The sequence below is a fragment of the uncultured Ralstonia sp. genome (assembly GCA_913056305.1).
Lineage (GTDB): Bacteria > Pseudomonadota > Gammaproteobacteria > Burkholderiales > Burkholderiaceae > Ralstonia.
In genome coordinates, this window is sequence record CAJXMR010000022.1 from 18,850 (window position 1) to 41,840 (window position 22,991).

Consider the following 22,991-nt stretch of genomic DNA (forward strand, 5'->3'; position numbering starts at 1 on the left):
GGCATCCGACTAGCCAGGACGGCCAGACCCTTGCCGTGGCCATTCGACAAATGCCAGCACCCAAAGCCCGATCAGGTTGAAGAATGGCACCAGCACCAGAATGGCCCAAAAAGGCGACAACCCGATCCGCATCAGGATTCGGCCGATGGGATACAGCAATACCACCGCCATGACGGCAAACGTGATCCAGTGAGCGAGACCATAGCCGGCCATGTCGAACCCGTGAACCATCATCGTGCACCTCCTCGTGAAACCCAAGGTGTAACCCCAAGCACAATTCACGTTACACCTTTATGGGCGGCATCGCTTTACCTGGATCAAGGCATATTCGATCCAATTGCGTAGCAGGTAATAGCTTACCCGTCGCCATTTCAGCCCCCATGTGCCAGAAACATGCACCTGAAGATCAAGCAACTGGAATGCATGACAGAAAAGTCACCTTCCGGTCAGCTTCCCATCGGGAAGCAGTTGGCAGACTGCCGATACCCCGCTCATGGAAACCATCCCCGCACCCACCGCCCCTGCCCAAGAGCATTGGGGCATGGCGTACGAGACCAAACATCCTGCTATTGGCTGGGTGAAATGAGACATGGAGCGCCGATCCGGCTTGACATGGATCAAGCCACGGTCGCTATCCAGCAGGAGTCAGTGCAATAGTGGCCCCTCATCACCCAGAATGGACTGCAAAACTGAACCGCCAACTTTTATCGCTAGGAGACACAACGTGAACCGCAAAACCATCCTTTCCGCACTGCTGCTTGCAACCGCCGCATCCATGTCGGCCGGCGTATTTGCCACGGACAACGACATGCCCATGGCATCCGAAGCCTCCGGCGCGCACAAAATGAAACCGCATTCGCACGTCGCCGAGAAAGCTGGCGCTTCCGCCGCCAGCGCGCCGGCGGCCGCCCCCGCCGAGGACACCAAGGGCAGGGACAAGTCCAAGCATTTCCATCCCGATACCAAGTAAGTCTGCGCGCGGGCTCAGAAAAGAGCCCGCGCTTCAATTCACCTGACCTGCGACAACGAAGTTCGGCCCGATGCGGCTAAGCTGGCCTACAAGGCCCATGCAGTTGCACCGCATGATTTGCAGCCCGTGTCCGCACTGTCTGGTGACGGACATCACGACTTTCACAGGAAGTGATGAGGTGGTGTGATGACAGACCGTACGGTACAGCGCAAACGACGTCCGGCCCGATCGGCGCCGGGTGTAGCAGCCCCGGCGCTGCGGTTGGTTAGCGAACCGGACCACCAGGCCGAGCCACAGCCGGCACCTGCCGAGCCCCCTCTTGAGCAAGGGTGGGACTACTGGGTGGATGTCACGCAGCGGTGGATTCTGTTCATCGATATCCTGCGGCAACGCGCCAACAATATGTTGGCCCATGAGGAGGCCGGCCTGCCGCCACCGCTGCATTTCGACTACGAATTGCTACTGGATGCGCGAACCTTCGAGCGCCCGGCCAACTATGCCCTGCTCCGTATCACGCGCTGTGGCACCGACCACCTGGAGCGACAGGTTCGGGCGGATGCAACCCCCGTCATCGTCATCGACCCGCGTGCCGGTCACGGACCGGGCATTGGGGGCTTCAAGCGCGATTCGGAAGTCGGCATGGCCCTCGCCGAAGGCCATCCTGTCTACTTTGTCAGCTTCTTCCCGGCCCCCTGCCGCGGACAGACCCTTGGCGACGTCCTGAACGCGCTTCGTACCTTCGTCGAGGAGGTCGCGCGACGGCATGACGGGCAGGCGCCGGTGCTCTACGGCAACTGCCAGGCCGGCTGGGAAGTGATGCTCCTGTCTGCCCACTGCTGCGAGCGCGTCGCCTGCCCTGCGGTGCTCAACGGCTCCCCGCTCTCGTACTGGTCCGGCGAAGCAGGCGTCAACCCGATGCGCCTGCTCGGGGCGTTCACCGGCGGCGTGTGGTCAGCAAACTTTCTTGCCGATCTGGGCAACGGCCGTTTTGACGGTGCATGGCTGGTACAGAACTTCGAGGCACTCAAGCCTGAGTCCGCGCTCTGGACCAAGCTCTACACTGTCTTCGCCGATCCGGATGGTGAAGGTGACCGGTTTTTGGAATTCGAGCGCTGGTGGAATGGCTTTTACTTTCTCAGCCGGGAAGAACTGGTCGCAACCATCCAGGATCTTTTTGTCGGCAACAAGTTGGAAACCGGCGAAGTGCATGTCGACGGTAAGTGCACGGTCGACTTACGGCGCATTTGCAAACCGATCGTCATCTTTGCCTCGTACGGCGACAACATCACGCCACCGCACCAGGCGCTCGGCTGGATTCCCGTCGTGTACGAAAGTACGGAAGCTCTGGTCGCCGCCGGCCAGCGAATCGTGTATCTCACCAACCCGCATGTCGGACACCTCGGCATTTTCGTCTCCGCAAGCGTGGCGCGTCACGAGCATCGCGCGATCCTGCAAAGCCTCGATGCGATTGAGGCGCTGCCGCCCGGCTTGTACGAGATGAAGCTGTCGGAACACTCCGATGCGCCGCCACAGAACAACTCCCAACGCGGGGTCACGTTTGAGCCGCGTCGCGTCGAAGACATTCAATTCCCATACCCGCGTGCCCTGTTCGAGCATGTGCGCGCCGTCTCGGAAATCAACGAACGGCTGTATGACCAGTTCTGGAGCCCAACCGTGCGCGCGCTGGCAACGCCGTGGAGCGCTGAATGGCTGAAATGGAGCCATCCGATGCGCTGGACGCGCTATGCATGGTCCGAGCGGTTCCAACCATGGCTGTTGCTCGTAGCCGCCATGGCTGCGGGCGTGAGGGCCTCCAGGCGAAAAGCCGGGGAAGACAATATCTGGCGCGCTTCGGAAGAAGCGCTTAGCGCCACGCTGACACACACACTTGAGACAGGTCGGTCAGTGCGCGACTTGGTGGCCGAGACGGCATTCCAGTGGCTTTACGGGCCATCTTGGCCCTACTCGTTTGCGCAGTCTTATATTCCGGCATCAGACCATCGTGACTGCGACGTTGGAGAAGCAACGGTTCGCCAAGCTTGCAGCGCTTGCGACACTGACGTGCGGTGAGGTTTCCGGCGACTCTTAGCTGCATATCCAATGGGCGGTTGTGATGATCCAGACATGGGCAATGGCCCAATCAACGGGCGCTCGAATTTGCCGGCCAAGCGCACTAGCAACGCGAGCCTCAGCGGGCAGCGCTTTCTCTTTGACCTAACTGGCCGTTGTGCGGCGACTAAAAGAAGGCGCCCGCCGCAAAGAACCGTACTACAAACATGATGGCGGGATACAGAAGGGACCATCACGTGAGCAGTTGGCCGGCAGATGCTTGAAATCTACGCCATGGAAAAGCGTGCCCATGAAATCCACGAAAGGTTCGGGCGCCGCCAGCCAAGCCAACGTGCATTACGTGGAGAAGAGGATCAGAGTGGCGGACTCTGTTACAGCGGCTGCGAAGGGTTGCCTCCTGCCGAGGATGTCGTGATCAATGAGACGACGCCTTCGACGCACCACTGCTCCAACGGGGGATGAAACGTGGTGTGCGCTCACAATACGCTTCGTATGCCCGGCCGAACTCGGCCAGCGCATCTCGCTCCTCAGTCAGCGCGAGATGAACATACATCCAGACCAGCACTGGAAACATGATCAGCGTGAGCAACGTCGGCCACTGCAGCAGGAAGCCGAGCATGATCAGGACAAACGCCACATATTGCGGATGGCGCATGCGGGTATAGAGTCCACCGGTGGCCAGACGGTGCTGCTGCTGCGCCAGATACAGCACCCGCCAGGCGGAAGCGAGCATGATGAAACCACCGAAGATCAGCAGGTTGCTTAGGATGTGGAACGGCCCGAAATGCGGATTAGCGCGCCAGCCGAACATCACCTCCAGCAAATGCCCCGCGTCGTGAGAGAGGAAATCGATACCGGGAAAATGCTTGCTCAACCAGGGCAGCAACAAGTAGATCGTCAGTGGGAACCCGTACATCTCCGTAAACAGCGCCACGAGAAACGCCGAGAAGGCCCCGAAGGACCGCCAGTCACGCGAGGTCTTTGGCTTGGTGAAGCTGAAAGCGAAGATGATGAAGATGGCCGAGTTGATGATGACCAACGACCAGAGCCCGTAGCCGGATTGTGTGTCGTGCTGCATCGTTACTCTCCCTTTGGATGTACGTGCGTTGACGGCTCGCCCCCTTCGTCTTGGTGGCCGTGGTGCATGAACAGGTGCATCAACGGGCAAGTAGCGAGCAACAGGAAGGGCAGGAACGGGATCACGTGTGCCCGATGTTCCGTGAACAGGAAATAGGCGATCACAAGCAGGAAGCCTATCAAAACCCACCTGGACCTGAAGACTGTCCTGTGCGCCGCGTGCGGCCCATCTTCAGGGTTCATTTGATCATTCATGCGAGCCTCCTCGTCCACAGGCAATCGGCTTGAAAAAAGGCTGGCTAGCAGCACCCGCCGTGATGGCGATGGTGTTGGTGGACGAAACGTGAAGGATTCTGCTGAAAGACCGCGCGAGATTGCTCAGACTCGAAGTAGAACGTCTTCCCTTCAAAATTGGCCGTGATGGCGTGGGTCGGGTCAACCCGGTTTCCGGTCACTGGGTCACTGTTTGCATCTGGAGCGCCGTGCATCATGCCGGCACCCTCGCCGCCTCTGGAGCGCATCGCTTGGCTGCGCCAAAGGAACACCACCACCAATCCGCCCAGCACGATCCAGATCAGGTTTTGCGAAAGCCAGGTCATTTTCCACCTCCGTCTTACGACTTCCTACGCGATTTCAGTTCCCGCTCCACTGCCGCCTCAACCTCTCGTCTGGTTTGCCGTGAAAGACGCAAACTCATCCAGATCACCCAGACCGGACAGGCCAGGAGAATCAGCGCAACCAGCACCGAGAACAGTGAGATTCCGTACCAATAGAGGATGGCGGCGGCCAGCGCCGTCGCCACGGCGGCACAGAACCAGACAGCGGGTTTCATGCCGGCACCTCCTGCGCCTTACTTGTCAGCCGCACGCGCTTGAGCATGGCCGAATTCGCCACCACGCTAAGCGAGGACAGCGACATCGCCGCCGCCGCCAGGATGGGATTGAGCAGGCCGAAAGCCGCCACCGGAATGCCGATGGTGTTGTAGAAGAAGGCCCAAAACAGGTTCTGCTTGATCTTGCGCATCGTGGCGCGGGACAACTCGATGGAAGCCGCCACGTCGCGTACGTCATTGCGGATCAGGATGATGCTGCCGGTCTCCTTGGCCACATCCGAGCCCGAGCCGATAGCGACGCCGATATCCGCCGCAGCGAGCGCGGGCGCGTCGTTGACCCCATCGCCGACCATGGCAACCACCTCGCCGTCCTTCTGCAAGCCCTGGATGGTCTTGACCTTGTCTTCCGGCATGACCTCTGCGATTACGCGCTCGATGCCGACCTGCCGCCCGATAGCTTGCGCGGTGCGCTGGTTATCCCCACTGAGCAGAACCACCTTGATGCCGCGCGACTTGAGCATGGCAATGGCCTCTGACGCCTCTGGCTTGACCGTATCGGCCACGGCGATGATGCCAAGCAGTTCATGCCCGATCCCCGCCAGCATCGCTGTCTTGCCATCAGCCTCCAGCCCGGCCAGCGTCGCTTCAATCGTATCGACTGAGATGGCCTGCTGCGCGAGCATGCGCCGGTTTCCTAGCCAGGCCTGCTGGCCGTCGATGGCCCCCTGAATACCCATCCCCGACAGCGCCTGGATGTTGTTCGCCTTACGCGTCGCCAGCTCACGATGCTGTGCGGCACGGACGATCGCTTCGCCCAGCGGATGCTCCGAGCCGGACTCGACCGCTGCAGCAATACTGAGCAGCTCGGCTTCCTGGTGTGTCCCAAGCGGCAGGATATCGGTCACGGTCGGTTCGCCGCGCGTAATCGTGCCCGTCTTGTCAAAGACAACGGTGGTCAATTTCTCAGCGCGTTCGAGCACTTCGCCGCCGCGGATCAGGATGCCGGCGTCCGCGCCTTTTCCCACGCCGACCATCAAGGCGGCAGGCGTCGCTACACCCAGAGCGCACGGGCAGGAGATGATAAGCACGGCAATAAAGGCGAGCAGCCCCTGCGGGAAATGCCCCGCGAGCGTCCATCCGATGACAGCCAGCAGTGCAACGCCCACGACCGCCGGCACAAAATAGCCGGTCACCTGGTCGGCCAGCCGCTGAATCTGTGCCGAGCTTGCCTGCGCGTCTTCTACCATCTTGATGATCTGCGCCAGCGCCGTATCCGCACCGATGCGGGTCGCCTGGAACGTAAAGGCGCCTGACCGGTTCAGCGTACCGCCGATCACCGTTGCCCCAGGCTTCTTGTCAACTGGCATCGACTCCCCGGTCAGCATCGATTCGTCCACGCTGGTTTGCCCGTCCGTCACCTTGCCATCGGTTGGAATCTTCTCGCCGGGGCGGACCACTACCAGCTCCGAGACCATGATGCTTTCGGCGGGAATCTCGACTTCCTTGCCATCGCGAATCACGTGCGCCACAGCGGGCTTGAGGTCAAGCAGGCGACGGACTGCGGCGGAGGACTTCTTTTTGATGATCTCCTCCATGTACTTGCCCAGCAGCACAAAAGCGATGATGACCGCGGACACCTCGAAGTAGACATCGCGTTCGGCCACCTTCACCGGCAACCAGGATGGGAAGAACAACACGACCACGCTGTAGAAGTACGCTACCGACGTACCCAGCGCGATCAGGAAATCCATGTTGATGTTGCGCGTGCGGACCGCGTTCCACGCGCCTTTGTAGAAGCTCCAACCTCCAATGAACTGTACGGGGGTCACCAGCAGGAACAGCCATATTCCCCATGTGAACCAAGGCAGCGCCGGAATGGGCGCCCAAGTCAGCAGGGTCGCACCTGCAGCCAAGGCCAGAAACGCCCCGGCGCGTAACACCGCCAACGCCAGCACACCGGTCAAGGCAATGGTGACGCGCGTCTTCATCGCCTTCAGTTCGGACTCCGGCGACTCAAACGTGTGCAGACAGCTCTCGCTGCAGAAGTAGTACTTTCGCCCTCCTCGCTCTGCGGACAAGGCAGTGGCCTTGTCAACCATCATTCCGCAGATGGGGTCCTTGGCCAGTTGCTTCGTGCTTGCGGACACCGCAGCAACTCCGGTTGGCGCGTGATCATGGGCCGCGCCGTCGTGGTCATGCGCGTCATGCGCGTCATGCGAGAGATATCGCGCCGGATCAGCGAGAAAAGTCTTCTCACAGTGCCGAGAACAGAACCAATAGCGCTGATGCCCGACTTCCGTGCTGGCTGCTGCCTGCGCAGGGGAAATCTCCATACCGCAAACCGGATCGCGCACGCGACCGGCATCGACGACCGGTTGAGCGATGCGCAGCGCGCTCTGCCGACCGACCACTTGATCGCCACGATGGTGTCCGATGGAATCGCTTGGCATGCCAACCTCGGATGTGCTGATTGTTTAACTTGATTAGGTCTGGGCACAACTACGATTGCAGTGTGTTCCACGCCCGGAACGGGAGGTTGATACGGGTCAAGCGAGAGCAATTCGTTGTGATACGTCAACTGGCGACCACCGATCGCATATCAAAATGAAATCCCATCATTTCAGGAGGCAGCACCATGACGAACAACAAGCATGTTGGCTTTCTTGTAGCAGGCGCGCTGCTGATCGCCAGTGCATCGGTCTGGGCCGTTGACGAGCACCACCCCGCCGCAGCGAGCCAGCCTAGTGCGGCAACCCCAGCGAAGACTGCCCCTGCCACGGCAAACTCTGCGGATACGGAAAAGCGCTTCGAGCAAGCCCGTCAGCAGATGAAGAAGATGCAGGCCCAGATGGACAAGATCCATCAGACCAAGGACCCGAAGGAACGGCAACGTCTGATGGCCGAGCACATGCAGGCCATGCAGGACACGATGCAGACAATGCACGGTATGGGCGGCCCGATGATGATGGACATGATGGGCGGTCAAGGGATGGGGGCCGGCGGTGCGGCGCCGATGATGGGCGGCTCGGGCATGCCCATGGAGCAGCGCATGAACATGATGGAAAACCGCATGGACATGATGCAGATGATGATGGACCAGATGCTCAAACAGCAGGAACCATCAAAGAAACCTTGACGTTGCCATTGTGGGAAGGTGAATACTGCCCAGAATTGGTCAACAGGCGTGCGTGACGCATACCTGCTGACCGTTAGCTTGAACCTACGCAACATCTGACAAAAATCCGCGCGCGATGAATCCCCTTTGGCGCATGCTGATGATCGTGCTGCTTGCCGTGGCGTTGCCTGCGCGCGGGCTCCCCATGGCATCAATGCAGATGCACGGCGCTGTGGGTCTGCCAGGGCTGTCGACAGCGCATGATGTCGTACAAGCCGAGAAAGGACACCCCTGCCATATCACCGGTGACGGCCATGCCCAGAGTGGTTCCGACTGCACGGACACCGCTCCTTGCGTGTCTTTCTGCGCTGTGATCGGGGCGCTTTCCAGCCCAGCGATGCCGCTCGGCGCCAAGGGGATGCACATCCTGGTTCCCGCCCAGGAGCCTGTCTATATTTCCGCAGTTCCTGTGCCGCTCGAACGGCCACCCCGAGCCCGCTCCATTTAGCTTTACGGATCGCGCCTTTTTGCAGTGCGGCATCCGTATAGCGGCGTAAGCGAATACGCCACGCAAATTGCTAAGCCGGCATTCATGCCGGCCCCGCGTGAAATCACTGGAGCATCACCATGAAGAAGGTCATTCTTTCCGCTGTCGGCTTGGCGGCTGTTTTGACATCGTTGACGGCCATTGCCGGGCCAGACTGGCAGGTCATCGAGAAAGCTCGCAACGCGAAACTTGCGCAGATCCGCGCAGCGCAAGCGCAGAAAAGCGCTGGCATGCCTGCGATGCCGCAGCCCTGCCAAGACATGATTCAAGCGCCGAAATAACACGGTGGGGCGTTCTGCATTATCGGCAGGACGCCCATCGCGCGATGGCACGTTTGCGGCAGATCAACCCGTTCGATCATAAGCCGCGTCCGCGTGCACATCGCGCGTAGCCGCTGTTACCATTCGATCCAATCACATCATCTGCAGAACGTGCGCGCATCGCTTCGCCGGCCGTGGTTCGCCGGATTCCTAGTCATCGCTTTCCTGACAGTTCAACTGGCAGCGGCAGCATACGCCTGTGCGGCAAGCCGCGGCTCAGCGGAGGTCATGCCCACCATGGCCGATGCGACCGACGCCGGTGCCATGGTGCAGTCGTGCCCCGAGATGGCCATGCAGGCGCAGCAGGATGTGCACCAGCATGACGGCCTCTGTCTTGAGCACTGCCAGAGCGGCACCAAGTCGGCCAATCACGTATCGCCGCAGATTCCCATCTTCCTGCCCGTCCTGATCCGGATGATCACGGCCGAGCCAGTCATCATGGCGGACGGCCAATCGGTCTTGCTCGCCGATGTGGCGCCCCGTGCACCACCACCCCCGATTCCCATCCTGAACTGCTGTTTCCGCACGTAGCCTCCGAAGCGACGTATCTCTCACGCCTTGCCGCCTAACCGGCAAGGTGGTCGTTGCTTTCCGGAGGCTTTATGCTTTTGCGTTTTCCCCCACGCGGTGGGCGCTTGCTCGCGCTCGCCGTCCTGCTGCTTTTAAGCAGTCATCTGGCGTATAGCCAGACCGATGCGCTCTCCTTGCAGGAAGCGATCGGCTTGGCATCGTCCCGCTCCGCCGACGCGGAAACCTCCCGCGCCGGTGTACAGTCGGCGCTCGACATGGCCGTGGCGGCAGCCCAACTGCCCGACCCTGTCCTCAAATTCGGCGTGAACAATGTTCCCGCCGATGGCAGCGACCGGTTCTCCATCGGCACCGATTTCATGACCATGCGCTCGGTCAGCGTGATGCAAGAGCTCACGCGGACCGAGAAGCGCCGTGCCCGTGCGGAACGTTTCAACGCCGAGGCCTCCGCGGCCGAAACACAGCGTGTCGCCGCGCTGGCAGCCGTCCAGCGCAGCACAGCGCAAGCCTGGCTTGACCGCTGGTATGCCGCACGTACCGTTCAACTGCTGGCGGAACAAACAGCCTCTGTCGCCTTGCAGGTCGAGGCAGCCGAGGCGGCCTATCGCGGCAATCGCGGCTCACGCGCCGACATCGTAGCTGCACGCCTTGAACGGCAGCAGTTGCAAGACCGGACCGACGAGGCCCGGGCGACGGAAGCGTCTGCCAAGGCCATGCTGCGGCGCTGGGTAGGCGACGCATCCAGCCGCCCGCCCGCCGCGCCCCCCAGGTTCGACGTCCCGCAGTGGCTCGACGCGCTGGACGACGCGGCCATCGATACCCTGCCCGATGTGGCCGCTGCCAGCGCGCAAGCCGCCATGGCGGACGCTGAAGGACGTGTCTCTCGTGCGGCCAAGACACCCGACGTGACGGTGGAGCTGATGTATAGCCAGCGCGGACCGGCTTACGCCAACATGGTGTCGTTGAACGTCTCCCTGCCGATTCCCTGGGATCAGAAGAACCGCCAGGACCGCGAGGTCTCGGCCAAGCTGGCGCAAGCCAATGCCGCGCGCGCTCAAGCAGAAGTCTTGCGGCGCAACATGGTGGGCCAGATTCTGGGCAAGCGCGAGACGTTGCGACTGAACCAACGCCGCCTGGATCGCTATCAAACCACGACCGTCCCGCTAGCGCGCGCGCAAACCGAGGCAGCGCTAACGTCCTACCGGACTGGAAGCGGTTCGCTCGCCGCGGTCGCCGAGGCAAGCCGCAAGGCACTCGACCTTGCGCTGGAACGTCTCAAGCTCGAAGCGTCGACGGCCCAACTCTGGGCCGAGCTCGCCTTCCTCAAACCGCTCCCCACGGCAAACCAGCCGACCTCCAACGTTGGAGTTCAACCATGAACCGAACCATCTTTGCGCGCATTGCAGCCAGTCTGGTGTTGGCGAGCCTTGGCATGGGCGCCACCTACTACCTTGGCGTGAGGCAGGGACAGCGGAGCGCGCCCACGCAGGCGGCAGCATCTGCCCAAGCCGCCGATGCCCCGCTCAAAGCGGGCGACATCGATCCCAAGACGGGCAAGCGGATTCTCTATTGGCAAGACCCCATGGCACCTGGCCAGCGTTTCGACAAACCAGGCAAATCACCTTTCATGGACATGCCGCTTGCCCCCGTCTACGAGAATGGCGCCGGCGGGAGCGCCGCCGTCACGGTTGATGGCCGTGTGGCACAGAATCTTGCTGTGCGCACGGCTGAGGTCAAGACCGGCCGGCTGGACGCCATGCTGGAAGTGCCCGGCAATATCGCCATCAACGAGCGCGGCATCGAGATCATTCAAGCGCGCGCCGCCGGCTTTGTCGAACGGGCGTACGCGAAAACCACGTTAGACCCGGTCAAGCGCGGGCAACCGCTGATCGTCGTCTACGCGCCGGAATGGGTCGCCGCACAAGAGGAGTACCTGGCCGTTTCGCGTACGGCCAACGCCCTGCAGGGGGACCTGCGCAGCGCAGCGTTGCTGCGCATGCGCCAGGCCGGCATGACGGAGGCGCAGATCCGGCTGGTCGAATCCACCGGCAAGCCACAGCCACGGCTGGCGATTTCCAGCGACATCGATGGCGTCATCACCGAGGTCGGGGTCCGGGACGGCATGGCTGTCGCACCCGGCATGACGCTCTTCAAGATTGCCGACTTGTCCACCGTGTGGGTCTTGGCGGAGATTCCCGAGAGCCAAGCATCGGCCATCCGCCCGGGCCAGGCGGTGACGGCCACGGCGACGGCAATCGCTGGACACGCGCTGACCGGCAAGGTGGATGCCATCCTGCCCGACGTCAATGCCAATACGCGAACCGTCAAGGTGCGCGTCGAACTCCAGAACCGGGACCGCCGCCTCTTGCCCGGCATGTTCGCCAACGTGCGGTTTGGCGCGCAAGCCGGCCCGGACAAGCTGCTGGTCCCCACGGAGGCGTTGATTCGCACCGGTACGCGCACGATCGTCATGGTGGACGCCGGCAATGGCGGCTTCAACCCCATCGAAGTCAAGACCGGAGCCGAAGCCAATGGGCAGACCGAAGTGACCGACGGTTTGAGCGCGGGACAGAAGGTGGTGGTTTCCGGGCAGTTCCTGATTGATTCGGAAGCTAGCCTGCGCGGCACCGCCCAACGCATGGCATCGCCACCTGCGGCCTCCGCGCCCGCAGCGGCCGCCATCGAGCATGAAGGCGTCGGCCGCATTGAGGCTGTCACCAGCGAAGGCCTGACGATCTCACATGGCGCGATTCCGTCCGCGCACTGGAGCGCGATGACAATGGATTTTGCCGCACCGCCCTCCGGCCTGCCAAAGCGCTTCAAGCCTGGGGACCGTGTGCGCTTCCGGTTCCAACTGCATGACGATGGCATGGCAGTCCTGTCCTCGGTCGAGCCGGCCGGCGCGGATCAGGGGGGCAAGCCATGATCGCACGGCTGATTCTCGCGTCCATCCGCAACCGCTTCCTGGTGCTGCTAGCGACCGTCATGCTGACGGCCTGGGGTCTGTGGGCCGCGCGCAGCACGCCGCTCGATGCGCTGCCCGACCTGTCGGACGTACAGGTCATCATCCGCACGCCGTTCCCTGGCCAAGCGCCGCAGATCGTGGAAAACCAGGTCACGTATCCGCTGACCACCACCATGCTGTCGGTGCCGGGCGCCAAGACGGTGCGCGGCTACTCGTTCTTCGGCGATTCGTTCGTCTATGTGCTGTTCGAGGACGGGACTGACCTGTATTGGGCACGCTCGCGCGTGCTGGAGTACTTGAACCAGGTGCAGTCCCGCCTGCCTGCGGCGGCCAAACCGGCGCTGGGCCCGGATGCCACCGGCGTGGGCTGGATCTACGAATACGCGCTGGTCGATAAGACCGGCCGGCACGACTTGGCCCAACTGCGGGCGTTGCAGGACTGGTTCCTGCGCTTCGAGTTGAAGGCCCTGCCGAACGTCGCGGAGGTCGCTTCCGTCGGCGGCATGGTCAAGCAGTTCCAGGTGGTGTTGCAGCCGGACCGGCTGCGTGCGTTCAACCTGACACAGGCCAAGGTGCTGGCAGCGCTCAAGGGTGCCAACCAGGAGACCGGTGGCTCCGTGCTGGAACTGGGCGAAGCCGAGTACATGGTCCGCGCCAGCGGCTACCTGAAGACGCTCGACGACTTCCGGCAGATTCCCCTGATGACGAACGATGCGGGCATCGCCGTGCATTTGGGCGATGTCGCCACCGTCCAACTCGGGCCCGAGATGCGCCGTGGCATCGCGGAACTGAACGGTCAGGGCGAGGTGGCAGGTGGCGTCGTCATCCTGCGTTCAGGCAAGAATGCCCTGGAGACGATCGAAGCCGTCAAGGCCAAGCTCGCCACGCTGCGCACCAGTCTGCCCGAAGGCGTGGAGATCGTTCCTGTCTACGACCGGTCCGGTTTGATCAAGCGCGCGGTGGACAACCTGACGCACAAGCTGATCGAGGAATTCATCGTCGTCGCTGTCGTGTGCCTGGTGTTCCTGTTCCATCTGCGCTCGGCACTGGTGGCAATCGTCTCGCTGCCGCTGGGCGTCCTGGCGGCCTTCCTGGTGATGCGATACCAGGGCGTCAACGCCAACATCATGTCGCTGGGTGGCATCGCCATCGCCGTCGGCGCCATGGTCGACGCGGCCGTGGTGATGATCGAGAACGCGCACAAACATCTGGAGCATTGGCTCGAGGACAACCCCGGCCGCGAACTCACAGGCCACGAGCGCTGGAACGTGATCGGGGAATCGGCGGCAGAAGTGGGGCCGGCGCTGTTCTTCTCGCTGCTGATCATCACGCTGTCGTTCATCCCCGTGTTCACGCTGGAGGCGCAGGAGGGCCGCCTGTTCTCGCCGCTGGCGTTCACCAAGACGTATTCGATGGCGGCAGCGGCTGGGTTGTCGGTCACGCTGGTGCCTGTGCTGATGGGCTACCTGATCCGCGGGCGTATCCCGAGCGAGCAATCGAACCCGCTCAGCCGCTGGCTGATCCGCCTCTACCAGCCAATGCTGTCCAAGGTGCTGGCGTATCCCAAGGCGACGGTCGCTATCGCCATTGTGCTGCTGGGGGCAACGGCCTGGCCGATCCTGCGCACAGGCGGCGAATTCATGCCGCCGCTGGATGAGGGCGATCTGCTGTATATGCCGTCAGCATTGCCTGGGTTGTCGGCCGGCAAGGCGGCTCAGCTCCTGCAGCAGACCGACCGCCTCATCAAGACGGTTCCCGAAGTGGCCAGCGTGTACGGCAAGGCTGGGCGCGCGGACAGCGCAACGGACCCGGCGCCGATCGAGATGTTCGAGACCACCATCCAGTTCAAGCCGCACGACCAGTGGCGCCCCGGTATGACGACCGACAAACTGGTGGAAGAACTCGACCGCGTGGTCAAGGTGCCGGGGCTGTCCAACATCTGGGTGCCACCGATCCGCAACCGCATCGACATGCTCGCCACCGGCATCAAGAGCCCGGTCGGCATCAAGGTGGCGGGCACGGACTTGAAGGAGATCGATCGACTGACCACTCGGATCGAGGAGACCGTCAAAACCGTGCCGGGTGTCACCTCTGCGCTAGCGGAGCGGTTGTCCGGCGGACGATACATCGACGTGGACATCAACCGACAGGCCGCCGGCCGATACGGCCTGAACATCGACGACGTGCAAAGCATCGTGTCATCCGCCATCGGTGGCGATAATGTCGGTGAGGTGGTTGACGGCCTGGCCCGCTTCCCGATCAACCTCCGCTATCCGCGCGATTATCGGGATTCCGTGGAGCAGTTGCGGCGTTTGCCGATTGTCACTGACCGGGGCCAGCAGATTGTGTTGTCCGACGTCGCGGACATCCGCGTCGTGCAGGGCCCGCCGATGCTGCGCAGCGAGAATGCCCGGCTCTCGGGTTGGATCTATGTCGATATCCGGGGGCGCGACCTGCGCTCGGCGGTGAAGGACATGCAGGCAGCAGTGACCAAGGCGGTGCCGATGCCGGCGGGCTACGCGCTGAGCTGGTCAGGGCAGTTCGAGTACCTGGAGCGTGCGAGTGCCAAGCTGCAGGTGGTCGTACCATTCACCTTGCTGATCATCTTCGTGCTGCTGTACCTCGTGTTCGGCCGTATCGACGAGGCGCTGCTCATCATGGGCACGCTGCCGCTCGCACTGATCGGCGGGTTCTGGCTGCTGTATCTGCTCGGCTATAACCTGTCGGTGGCCGGAGTCGTCGGCTTCATTGCGCTCGCCGGGGTGGCGGCCGAATTCGGCGTGATCATGCTGCTCTATCTCAAACACGCTTGGACCGAGCGGCAGGAAAACGGTCAAACTTCTACCCAAGCGCTACTGGAAGCGATTCAGGAAGGCGCCGTGCTGCGTGTACGCCCCAAGGCCATGACGGTGGCCGTCATCCTGGCTGGCCTGCTCCCGATCATGTGGTCGGACGGCACAGGCTCCGAAGTCATGCAGCGCATTGCCGCGCCGATGGTCGGCGGCATGATCACCGCGCCGTTGCTGTCCCTGTTTGTCGTTCCTGCTGTCTACCTGCTGCTGCGCAGGCGTGGCAGCGGGCAATCCATTCCCCAACCACCCTCTCATGACAAGGTCTCACGATGAACTACGTTTCCGCTGTTGTATTCGCCCTGACGCTGGCGTCGACTCCAGCCGCCTTTGCGGCCACGCCGATGGAAGGTATGGACATGAAGCCTGCTGGTCAAACCAAGCAGGCGCCCAAGCCCGTGGCAGCAGAGGTCCGCAAGATCTACCTCGACACCGGCAAGGTCACGCTTAAGCACGGCGCCATCGACAATCTCGGCATGGGCGCCATGACGATGACGTTTGCCGTCAAGGACAAGGCATCACTGCAGCACTTCAAGGAGGGCCAAGCGGTGTGGGCCGTCTTTGATATGGTCGACGGTCAGCCGACCGTCGTCGATTTGCGGAGCAAGTAAACCCTCGGCGGCGCACGGCCCATCGGTCGTGCGCCGCTGCATGCTGCGGAATCAGCCAGAAAGTCCCTTCACGAGGGCGCCTTGTCGTGACATCAATGCTGAGCGCAACAACCCTGCTATACCGGTCAGGCCGAGCAGGTATCTGCAGGCAGCGACCCGCGATCACACACGGCGCAGCTATCAGTCCGCCATCCGTCATTTCGAGCAAGAGTGGGGTGGCTTCCTGCCGGCCAGCGCCGACAGCGTTGCACGCTATCTGGCTGAGCACGCACAGACGCTTTCCATCAACACGCTGCGCCAACGGTTGGCTGCGATCGCGCAGTGGCACGTTTCGCAGGGCTTTCCCGACCCCACGCGAGCACCGCACGTCCGCAAGGTGCTCAAGGGCATCCAGGCACTGCACCCCGCGCAGGAGCGGCGCGCCAAGCCATTGCAGCTCGCCCAGTTGGAGCAACTGGTTGCCTCGCTGGATGCGCAGATCGCGACCGCCTCGTCTGAGGGCAACGCCCATCAACTCCAGGTGCATACCCGCAACAAGGCGCTGGTGCTGATCGGCTTCTGGCGGGGCTTCCGGTCGGACGAACTGAGTCGGCTGCAGATCGAGCACATCACGGTGGAGCCCGGCCGGGGCATGACGATTTTCCTGCCGCGCACCAAGACGGACCGCAACCATGTCGGTACGACCCACAAGGCGCCCGCGTTGTCGCGCTTGTGCCCAGTCGCCGCCTACGAGGCCTGGTTGGCGGCGTCCGGCCTGACCGAGGGCCCCGCGTTCCGCAGGATTGACCGCTGGAGCCGAATCGCAGCCGATGGACTGCAGGCCAGCAGCATCGTGCCTTTGTTGCGCGCGCTGCTCCATCGCGCAGGACTGCCGCAATCGGACCGCTACAGCAGCCACTCACTACGACGGGGCTTTGCAACCTGGGCGAACTCGAACCAGTGGGATCTCAAGATGCTGATGGAATACGTCGGCTGGAAGGACGTACGCTCGGCCATGCGCTATATCGACGCGGCCGACCCATTTGCCCAGCATCGGATCGAAACAGCGCTGTCGGTCGCACCCCGGCCGGGCATTGCAGTCTGACAGGTCCGGTCTGGCGGACCTCTGCCATTGCTTTGACGCAGTAACCTTGCATGAACCTCTAATAAACGCGATTGCGGCCGACCCGTGCCAAGCAGGACTTCATGCTTGGCTCGCACGCCGGCGAGGTGCCGCCTCCAACAGGGCATCCTGAAATTGGTGGATCTTGAAGCTCAAAACGCCCCGGAAATTCACATGGGCGAAGTGTGCCGGCCCCATGCGGCGCAGCCAGTCATCGTCGATCCGTTGCCCCTTGCGCTGCCACGTATCCACCGTCGTTTGCATCCGCTCGGTATTCCAGGCAATCACCAGATTGGTCAGCAGCGAGAGCGCCCCGGAAATCGCGATCATCTCGTCCTGGCGGCGACCGCGCTCGTGTTGGACCTTACTCATATAAATCGCCCGCTGGAGATGGTGCACGGATTCACCCCGATTGAGGAGCGTGCGCAACTCGCGACGAAACTCGATGTTGCTGAAAAAGTCGCATAGGAACAGCGTGCGCAGCAGCTTGCCCAGGTGATCCGCTGCCCGGTGGATCGGGTCACCCTGGGCAGCACTGCCGAAGCGTTGCAGCGCAACGATCGCGCTCACGCGCCCCGCGTGAATGGACGCCACCAGGCGTAGCAAGCCATCCCAGCCGTCGCGGATCGCCTTGAGTAGATAGCGTCAAGTAGTACTGCCGGTTTACCGTCGATCATCATTGCCGGTCGGCCGGGGTAATTGTCGGTGGTTAGTCGGGCATGGTTGTCGCTCCTCCCTCGTCATGGTTGTCGCTAGATGGTTGTCGGCGGCGCCCGGCCTGTTTGTCGCTGGCGGTGCGGCGCCGGTAGCTCTCGACGTTCATTTCAAAGATGGTTGAGTGATGCACCAGGCGGTCGATGGCGGCCACCGTCATCGAGGGGTCTGGGAACACGTCGTTCCAGCCGGAGAACGGTTGGTTGGCGGTGATCATCAGGCTGCGCCGCTCATACCGTTCGGCGATCAGCTCGAACAGCACGCTGGTCTCGGCTTGGTCCTTGCGGGCGTACGACAGGTCATCCAGGATGATCAGGTCGAATCGGTCGAGCTTGGCCAGGGCCGATGGCAACTGCAGGCTCTGGCGCGCGGCCTGCAGCTTCTGCACGATCTCGCTGGTGCGTGTGAACAGCACACGGTACAGCTTGCGCTCCGACAGGTTGCGCAGCCAGGGACAGAGGTCAAAGCCAAGTAGCTTGGCCACCGCCATCCCCACGTTCGTGTAGCCATGGGTGTCGACGGCGAGCCGCAGCAGCCCACCGTCAGCGCGGGTTTCGTTGTGACGCATGACGCCTTCGATCGCCGCGCCAGTTTGGCGCTCGTTGAGCACCATCGGCTGGTTGTAGACGATCCCATGCTGATCCAGCACGTGCGTATAGACGCCAGCGGCGTGCGTGCGTCGGCGGGGATCAGCGCGCGCGTAGAACAGATGTGGGGACGTGTCCAGGCTCATGGAGTCGCTGGAGGCGAGTTGGCCGGTGCCCCATAGATCGGTGATCGGGTGCGTGCGCTGGAACTCCACCACACGTTCGTTGGCGCGGCGCAGCCGGCCGGGCATTTCCAGGGAGCGCATCGCGGTGGAGACGTGCGCGAGGTCCAACTGCGGGATCATCGCCGCGACGCCCTTGGCATCCAGTTCGGTGCCGTGCGCGATCAGGGCTGCATAAAGGGAGACGAGTTCGTGGGCATCCCGCGCCTTGCGCGCCAACAGCACTTCACTGAAATTGGTGCGCGCATCCATCTCCAGAATCATGTCGGCAAACTGTGCGCTGCCGATGTCCTTGAACAGCAGATCTCGGGTGCGTTGAGGCGTGGTATCCGTGGTCTGCGCTTCCAATGGCGACAAATGCAGGATGCCGTCCGCGTCGATCGTAAAGTGGCCAGCCTCACGGGCCTCGTCCAGCGCAGCGAGACCCGCCTTCAAATGCTCGGTCAGGCGATCAAGATAGAGCCTCGCTTGGCTTGGCAGGCCGAGCGAAGACAGATGCCGGTCGCGGTCGACCTCCCACTGTGCCGGCGGAATCAGCAACTGGTCTCGTTCTCGAAACGACAGGCTATGGTTGATCCACACCGTGCCGCGGCGCAGCCCCTTGCGCAAACTCATTACAGCAGAGGCCTCCAAGGCACGCAGCGCGCGCTGGCGGTCCTCACCGTCGACCAGGTCGCGCCAACTGGCGCTCACTGGCACATTGCAGTCTGGCGGCAACTCCGTCATGCCCCGATCGTGCAAACCGCCAACGAGATCGAGTTGGCGCATGGCAGGATCGTTACCGTGACTGGCGAATTCCAACGCCCGCAAGGGTGTCAGGAGGTTGCGGAGTCGGTGGTGGTCTTCGGTAAGGGTTTCGCGCACGCTTGCGGCGTGACTTGCCGGCGGCCGACTGGACAGACCCTTAAGCAGCTTGCCGATGTCGGCCAGTCGGTCCTCGGCCGAGCGGCGGGTATCGTCCACCAGGGCCTTGATCTCCACCAGTTGCTGCCGGTATTCGATCGCCGAGCGGGCTTGCTTCGTCGTGGTCTTGTTGTACGCCTGCCGGACCAGGTCTGAGATACGGCGCCCGCTTTGGTACACCATGGCGTCAGTCAACTCCAGCAAGGTGACACGCAGGAAGAACACCAGTTCGAGCGTGCGCGTCGACGCTTTGAGTTCGCGGATTTTGGCGGGACGGCGGGCCTGGATACGTTGGCCGTAGGCCCGCTGTTTCTCGATGGGGACCGCGTCAAATGTCCAGGTAGCCGCTCCCTATCACTGCCTCGCATGATCGGTGGTGTTGTGCGTGGCTTCGCCATTGCCAACGGCACGCTCACCGCAGTGCTGGTCTACATCACTTACCGAGCCGGTTGGCAGTTCATCTGCGGATTCCTTGCGCTCGGCATGGTGGTCCACATGGCGCTGCGCTGGCTGACCAACAAAGACCCGTGGTGGAACCAAATCCTCATGGTCTATGACCGCTATGGCGACTTGTACGAGCCAGGCCCCTGGCACGGCAAGCTCGGCGCACGCTTTCGCCGGCCCTACGGGTTCGACAGTGATCTGCCATGCTGAAGAAGAAACGACCCATCCAGGAAATCGCTCCCTGGCTCACCTTTATCACGCCCACGCTTGTGCTCGGCAAGGATGGAAGTTTGCTTGCCACCTATGGGCTTGGTGGCGTTGATGCTGACCATCCCAACAAGAGCGAAATCACGTCCGCTCGGGATCAGCTCGATCAGGCCTGCCGGAGTCTGGATGGCCGTATCACTGCGTGGTGGCGCATCAAGCACCGTCGCGCACACGACTACATCGCCGGCGAGTTCGCCAGTGCCCAGGACGCCAAGATCGACGAGCTCAACCGGGCCAACATGTCATCGGGCAAGTTCTACCAGAACACGCATTCGCTCGCGCTCAGCTACACGCCTGCGTCTGGCTTGGACAAGATCTTCGAAAAGATCAGCTACCACGTCACGGTTGGCGGTAAGGGGCTGGTCGCCGCGTTGTTCGAGTCGCTGAAAGACACGTTCCTTGCTCGCAACGCGTTCGCTTTCGATCTTGCCAAGACGCAGGCCGATGCCAAGCGCTTCGAAGGCATGCTCGATGCATTTGTCGGCGGCAACACCAAGATTGGTCTCAAACGGCAAATGCTGCAGGAGTCCATGGCACTTCTGCATCAAGCGGCGAACCCTTCCGTGCCGCCGCGCAGGATTCGCTTCCCGATGACGTTGCTGGACACCCACCTCACCGAGTCGATCGTGACACCGGGTGCCGAGCAACTACTTTTTGAGTCGGCGCATGGGATGCGCTACGCGGCCGTGGTTGCCATTAAGGAGTGGCTCGGCTTCCAGGAAGCAGCGCTGGATGTTCTGACGAAGCTCGATGTTGAGCTGGACGTCTGCGTACTCTATCGCTTCTTGGACAACTCCAAGGCCAACGTCTACATCGAGAAGATCCGCAGCTTCTACAAGATGGCGAGCTTCAACCTGTGGAAAATTCTGAAGCAGTTCGCTGCCAAGGAAGAGCAGGAGAACGACGAGGGCCGGGAACAGCTCGCCGACGAGGCGGGCCAGGCGCTTCGCCGTCTGACCGCGGATGGTCAGCAGCATGGGTTCGCCAACATCTCCATCATCGTCTACGGCAACACCGAAGAGGAATGCTCGGACGCGGTCAGTCTGGTCGTCGGCGCCATCAGCAACGCGGGGTTCGGCACGATTCGTGAAGGCACGAACCTCATGCCGGCATGGAACTGCACGCTGCCCGGCCGTTGGGACAACCAGCGGCGCCTGCAATTCGTCGAAACACCCGCCGTATCGGACGTCGCCCCGATTTGCACGATCAATCCCGGGCCGACCCGCAACGACTGGCTCTCGGACAAAGCTGGCAAGGAGATGCCACCGCTCACCTGCTTGCCGACGCGCCACCTGACCGCCCAGCGTGTCGACATGCACGAGCCTGGTGGCAACGGTCACCTCTTCGTGATCGGCCCGATTGGCGCGGGTAAGTCGGTGTTCCTGAATTTTCTCATGTCACAGGCGGGGCGGCACAACCCGCGGCGCATCCGTTTTGATAAGGATCGGTCGACACGCATCACCACGCAACTCGGTGGCGGCCAATTCATTGATGTTACCGGCAAGTTCGCCACCGCCACACGCTGCAACCCGCTGTCCCTCCTTGGGGAGGCGGAGAACCACGCCTACGTGACGGAATGGCTGATCCTGGCCATCGAGGACGAAGACGGATTCAGGCTCACCCCCACACAGAAGCAGGACATCTTCGATGCGGTTCAGATTCTGGCCGGCTATAGCCGCGAGCAATGGACCCTGTCCTTCTTCGCCACGCTGATCCACGCTGATCTACGCGAGCGGTTGCAACTCTGGATGAAGGGCGGCCAGTACGGTGATTTCTTCGACAACGTCGACGACGCCTTCCAAATCAGTGACGACTTGACCATCGAGATGGGCGAGCTGCTGATTAACTATGAGCGCGCAGCCGTTCTGTTCCTGGACTATGCCTTCTTCCGGATCAGCAAGAGCATGGACGGTCAGCGCTTCACGCTGATTGAAATCGAGGAGGCGGGCTTCTTCTTCAAATACGAGCGCTTCTACAGGCGCTTGGAAACGTGGCTGACCACCATCCGCAAGCTCAACGGCGCCGTATGGATGGCGACACAGTCGCTGCGTCAGATCTCCCGGATCGCTGACTTCGAGGTGCTGAAGGAAACCATCGCGAATTTCATCTACCTGCCAAACAGCCTCGCCAATACCAGCAAGAACCTCTACTGCGACACGTTCGGCCTGACCGTCGACCAGGTGCAGATGATCAACGACGCCGTGCCGAACCGCGACTACCTGTGGGTCACCCGGACCACGTCGCGCATGCTCCAGACGGACTTCAAGCCTGAGATGGTTGCCCGGCTGCGCTCCGACGGCAAGGCGCAAGCGGTTTTCGACAAGCACTACATGCAGGGCGATGGCTGGGAGGACCGCTACGTGCGTGAACTTCTGGCCGCCTAAGCCGAAGTCGTACCACGGCGCTGCGTTGCGCCATCTCTCAATCGAAGGAGCCACCCATGCTCAAGACCACATTCTCTGCAACTTTGCGAAAGATGCGCGGCACATTCGTCGTGGCCGCATCCGCCGTCGTGCTGTCGAGCCCCGCCCATGCCTCCGGCTGGCCAGTGTTCGACGCCGCGAACTTCCTCAAGAACACGATCAGCGCGGCGCAAGCGCTAAAGACCGAGGTATATGAGAACACCAACATCATCTACCAGTACAAGATGATGTTGAACCAGCTCCAGCAAGCAGTCGGACTGGATGACATCAAGAACCAAGCTCAGATCGACTCGATCCTGGCGGACGTTAAGCGCTACTCGGACTACGGCCAAGTGCTCCAGCAGCTTTACGGGGCCGTCTCCAGCGACGCGAGCTTTTTGGACAAGGTGAACGGCCTGGTGGTGGTGTCCGGCAAGTCGCCCGCGCAATGGTTCGAGGACCAACGCACGCTCCTGACCTCTGGGAATAAGACGGCGCAAGCCTTG

General features: G+C 62.0%; 19 protein-coding genes and 2 pseudogenes. 13 read left to right on the forward strand and 8 right to left on the reverse strand.

The features are described 5' to 3' along the window. Positions 1-9: 9 nt before the first annotated feature. The gene (locus tag QZ609_RS06175) at positions 10-234 is read right to left on the reverse strand and encodes a hypothetical protein (protein WP_004635200.1); all 225 of its coding nucleotides are present in this window, start codon (positions 232-234) and stop codon (positions 10-12) included. 490 nt (positions 235-724) lie between these two features. Between QZ609_RS06175 and QZ609_RS06180 the strand changes: the two genes are divergently transcribed. Together QZ609_RS06180 and QZ609_RS06185 are read left to right on the forward strand one after the other, a co-directional pair. After that, positions 725-970, forward strand: coding sequence for a hypothetical protein (locus QZ609_RS06180; RefSeq protein ID WP_004635201.1), 246 nt, complete (start codon positions 725-727; stop codon positions 968-970). Between the two features lie 186 nt (positions 971-1,156). After that, complete coding sequence (locus tag QZ609_RS06185) at positions 1,157-3,040, forward strand: DUF3141 domain-containing protein (protein ID WP_004635203.1); 1,884 nt, start codon at positions 1,157-1,159, stop codon at positions 3,038-3,040. 415 nt (positions 3,041-3,455) lie between these two features. Here the strand turns inward: QZ609_RS06185 and QZ609_RS06190 are convergent, their stop codons facing one another. From QZ609_RS06190 to QZ609_RS06210, 5 genes are read right to left on the reverse strand one after another with little or no spacing between them, the layout of a single operon-like run. Continuing rightward, positions 3,456-4,118 carry an isoprenylcysteine carboxylmethyltransferase family protein gene (locus QZ609_RS06190; RefSeq protein WP_004635205.1) on the reverse strand — a complete coding sequence of 221 codons (663 nt, stop codon included), beginning with the start codon at positions 4,116-4,118 and terminating at the stop codon, positions 3,456-3,458. A 2-nt stretch (positions 4,119-4,120) separates the two neighbouring features. Beyond that, on the reverse strand, positions 4,121-4,372 hold the full coding sequence (locus QZ609_RS06195) for a DUF2933 domain-containing protein (protein WP_004635207.1): 252 nt from the start codon (positions 4,370-4,372) through the stop codon (positions 4,121-4,123). A gap of 44 nt (positions 4,373-4,416) precedes the next feature. Further along, entirely contained in the window at positions 4,417-4,716 is a 300-nt protein-coding gene (locus QZ609_RS06200) for a YHS domain-containing protein (RefSeq protein ID WP_004635209.1), read from the reverse strand. Between the two features lie 14 nt (positions 4,717-4,730). Next, positions 4,731-4,949: a hypothetical protein gene (locus QZ609_RS06205; RefSeq protein ID WP_004635211.1), complete on the reverse strand. Its 219-nt coding sequence runs from the start codon at positions 4,947-4,949 to the stop codon at positions 4,731-4,733. After that, entirely contained in the window at positions 4,946-7,399 is a 2,454-nt protein-coding gene (locus QZ609_RS06210; protein ID WP_004635213.1) for a heavy metal translocating P-type ATPase, read from the reverse strand. Before QZ609_RS06210 ends, QZ609_RS06205 begins: the two co-directional genes overlap by 4 nt. A gap of 185 nt (positions 7,400-7,584) precedes the next feature. Between QZ609_RS06210 and QZ609_RS06215 the strand changes: the two genes are divergently transcribed. From QZ609_RS06215 to QZ609_RS06250, 8 genes are all read left to right on the forward strand, one after another. Further along, positions 7,585-8,085 carry a hypothetical protein gene (locus QZ609_RS06215; protein WP_004635214.1) on the forward strand — a complete coding sequence of 167 codons (501 nt, stop codon included), beginning with the start codon at positions 7,585-7,587 and terminating at the stop codon, positions 8,083-8,085. Between the two features lie 606 nt (positions 8,086-8,691). Then, entirely contained in the window at positions 8,692-8,892 is a 201-nt protein-coding gene (locus QZ609_RS06220) for a hypothetical protein (protein ID WP_004635218.1), read from the forward strand. A 150-nt stretch (positions 8,893-9,042) separates the two neighbouring features. Beyond that, positions 9,043-9,462 (forward strand): hypothetical protein, encoded by a 420-nt coding sequence (locus QZ609_RS06225; RefSeq protein WP_009277756.1) that lies wholly within the window; start codon positions 9,043-9,045, stop codon positions 9,460-9,462. Positions 9,463-9,533: 71 nt separating this feature from the next. Further along, the gene (locus QZ609_RS06230; RefSeq protein WP_004635223.1) at positions 9,534-10,838 is read left to right on the forward strand and encodes a TolC family protein; all 1,305 of its coding nucleotides are present in this window, start codon (positions 9,534-9,536) and stop codon (positions 10,836-10,838) included. Next, on the forward strand, positions 10,835-12,385 hold the full coding sequence (locus QZ609_RS06235) for an efflux RND transporter periplasmic adaptor subunit (protein WP_004635224.1): 1,551 nt from the start codon (positions 10,835-10,837) through the stop codon (positions 12,383-12,385). Before QZ609_RS06230 ends, QZ609_RS06235 begins: the two co-directional genes overlap by 4 nt. Continuing rightward, the gene (locus QZ609_RS06240) at positions 12,382-15,549 is read left to right on the forward strand and encodes an efflux RND transporter permease subunit (protein WP_004635226.1); all 3,168 of its coding nucleotides are present in this window, start codon (positions 12,382-12,384) and stop codon (positions 15,547-15,549) included. The genes QZ609_RS06235 and QZ609_RS06240 overlap by 4 nt, the downstream gene beginning before the upstream one ends. Next, positions 15,546-15,884, forward strand: a complete 339-nt coding sequence (locus tag QZ609_RS06245) for a copper-binding protein (RefSeq protein WP_004635229.1) — start codon at positions 15,546-15,548, stop codon at positions 15,882-15,884. Before QZ609_RS06240 ends, QZ609_RS06245 begins: the two co-directional genes overlap by 4 nt. A gap of 28 nt (positions 15,885-15,912) precedes the next feature. Further along, positions 15,913-16,968, forward strand: coding sequence for a site-specific integrase (locus QZ609_RS06250; RefSeq protein ID WP_295492302.1), 1,056 nt, complete (start codon positions 15,913-15,915; stop codon positions 16,966-16,968). Positions 16,969-17,067: 99 nt separating this feature from the next. Here QZ609_RS06250 and QZ609_RS06255 read toward each other — a convergent pair. Then, positions 17,068-17,622 (reverse strand): annotated as a pseudogene (locus QZ609_RS06255) (Tn3 family transposase); the annotation flags it as partial. Positions 17,623-17,695: 73 nt separating this feature from the next. Then, positions 17,696-19,555 carry a Tn3 family transposase gene (locus tag QZ609_RS26735; protein ID WP_004635234.1) on the reverse strand — a complete coding sequence of 620 codons (1,860 nt, stop codon included), beginning with the start codon at positions 19,553-19,555 and terminating at the stop codon, positions 17,696-17,698. Between the two features lie 183 nt (positions 19,556-19,738). On the opposite strand from QZ609_RS26735, the gene QZ609_RS06265 reads away from it, so the two are divergent. The 3 genes and pseudogenes from QZ609_RS06265 to QZ609_RS06275 form a co-directional block, all read left to right on the forward strand. Then, on the forward strand, positions 19,739-20,026 hold the full coding sequence (locus QZ609_RS06265) for a hypothetical protein (protein WP_004635235.1): 288 nt from the start codon (positions 19,739-19,741) through the stop codon (positions 20,024-20,026). Then, positions 20,020-22,467 (forward strand): conjugal transfer protein, encoded by a 2,448-nt coding sequence (locus QZ609_RS06270; RefSeq protein WP_295492304.1) that lies wholly within the window; start codon positions 20,020-20,022, stop codon positions 22,465-22,467. The genes QZ609_RS06265 and QZ609_RS06270 overlap by 7 nt, the downstream gene beginning before the upstream one ends. 56 nt (positions 22,468-22,523) lie before the next feature. Further along, positions 22,524-22,991, forward strand: a pseudogene (locus tag QZ609_RS06275) (conjugal transfer protein TrbJ); the annotation flags it as partial.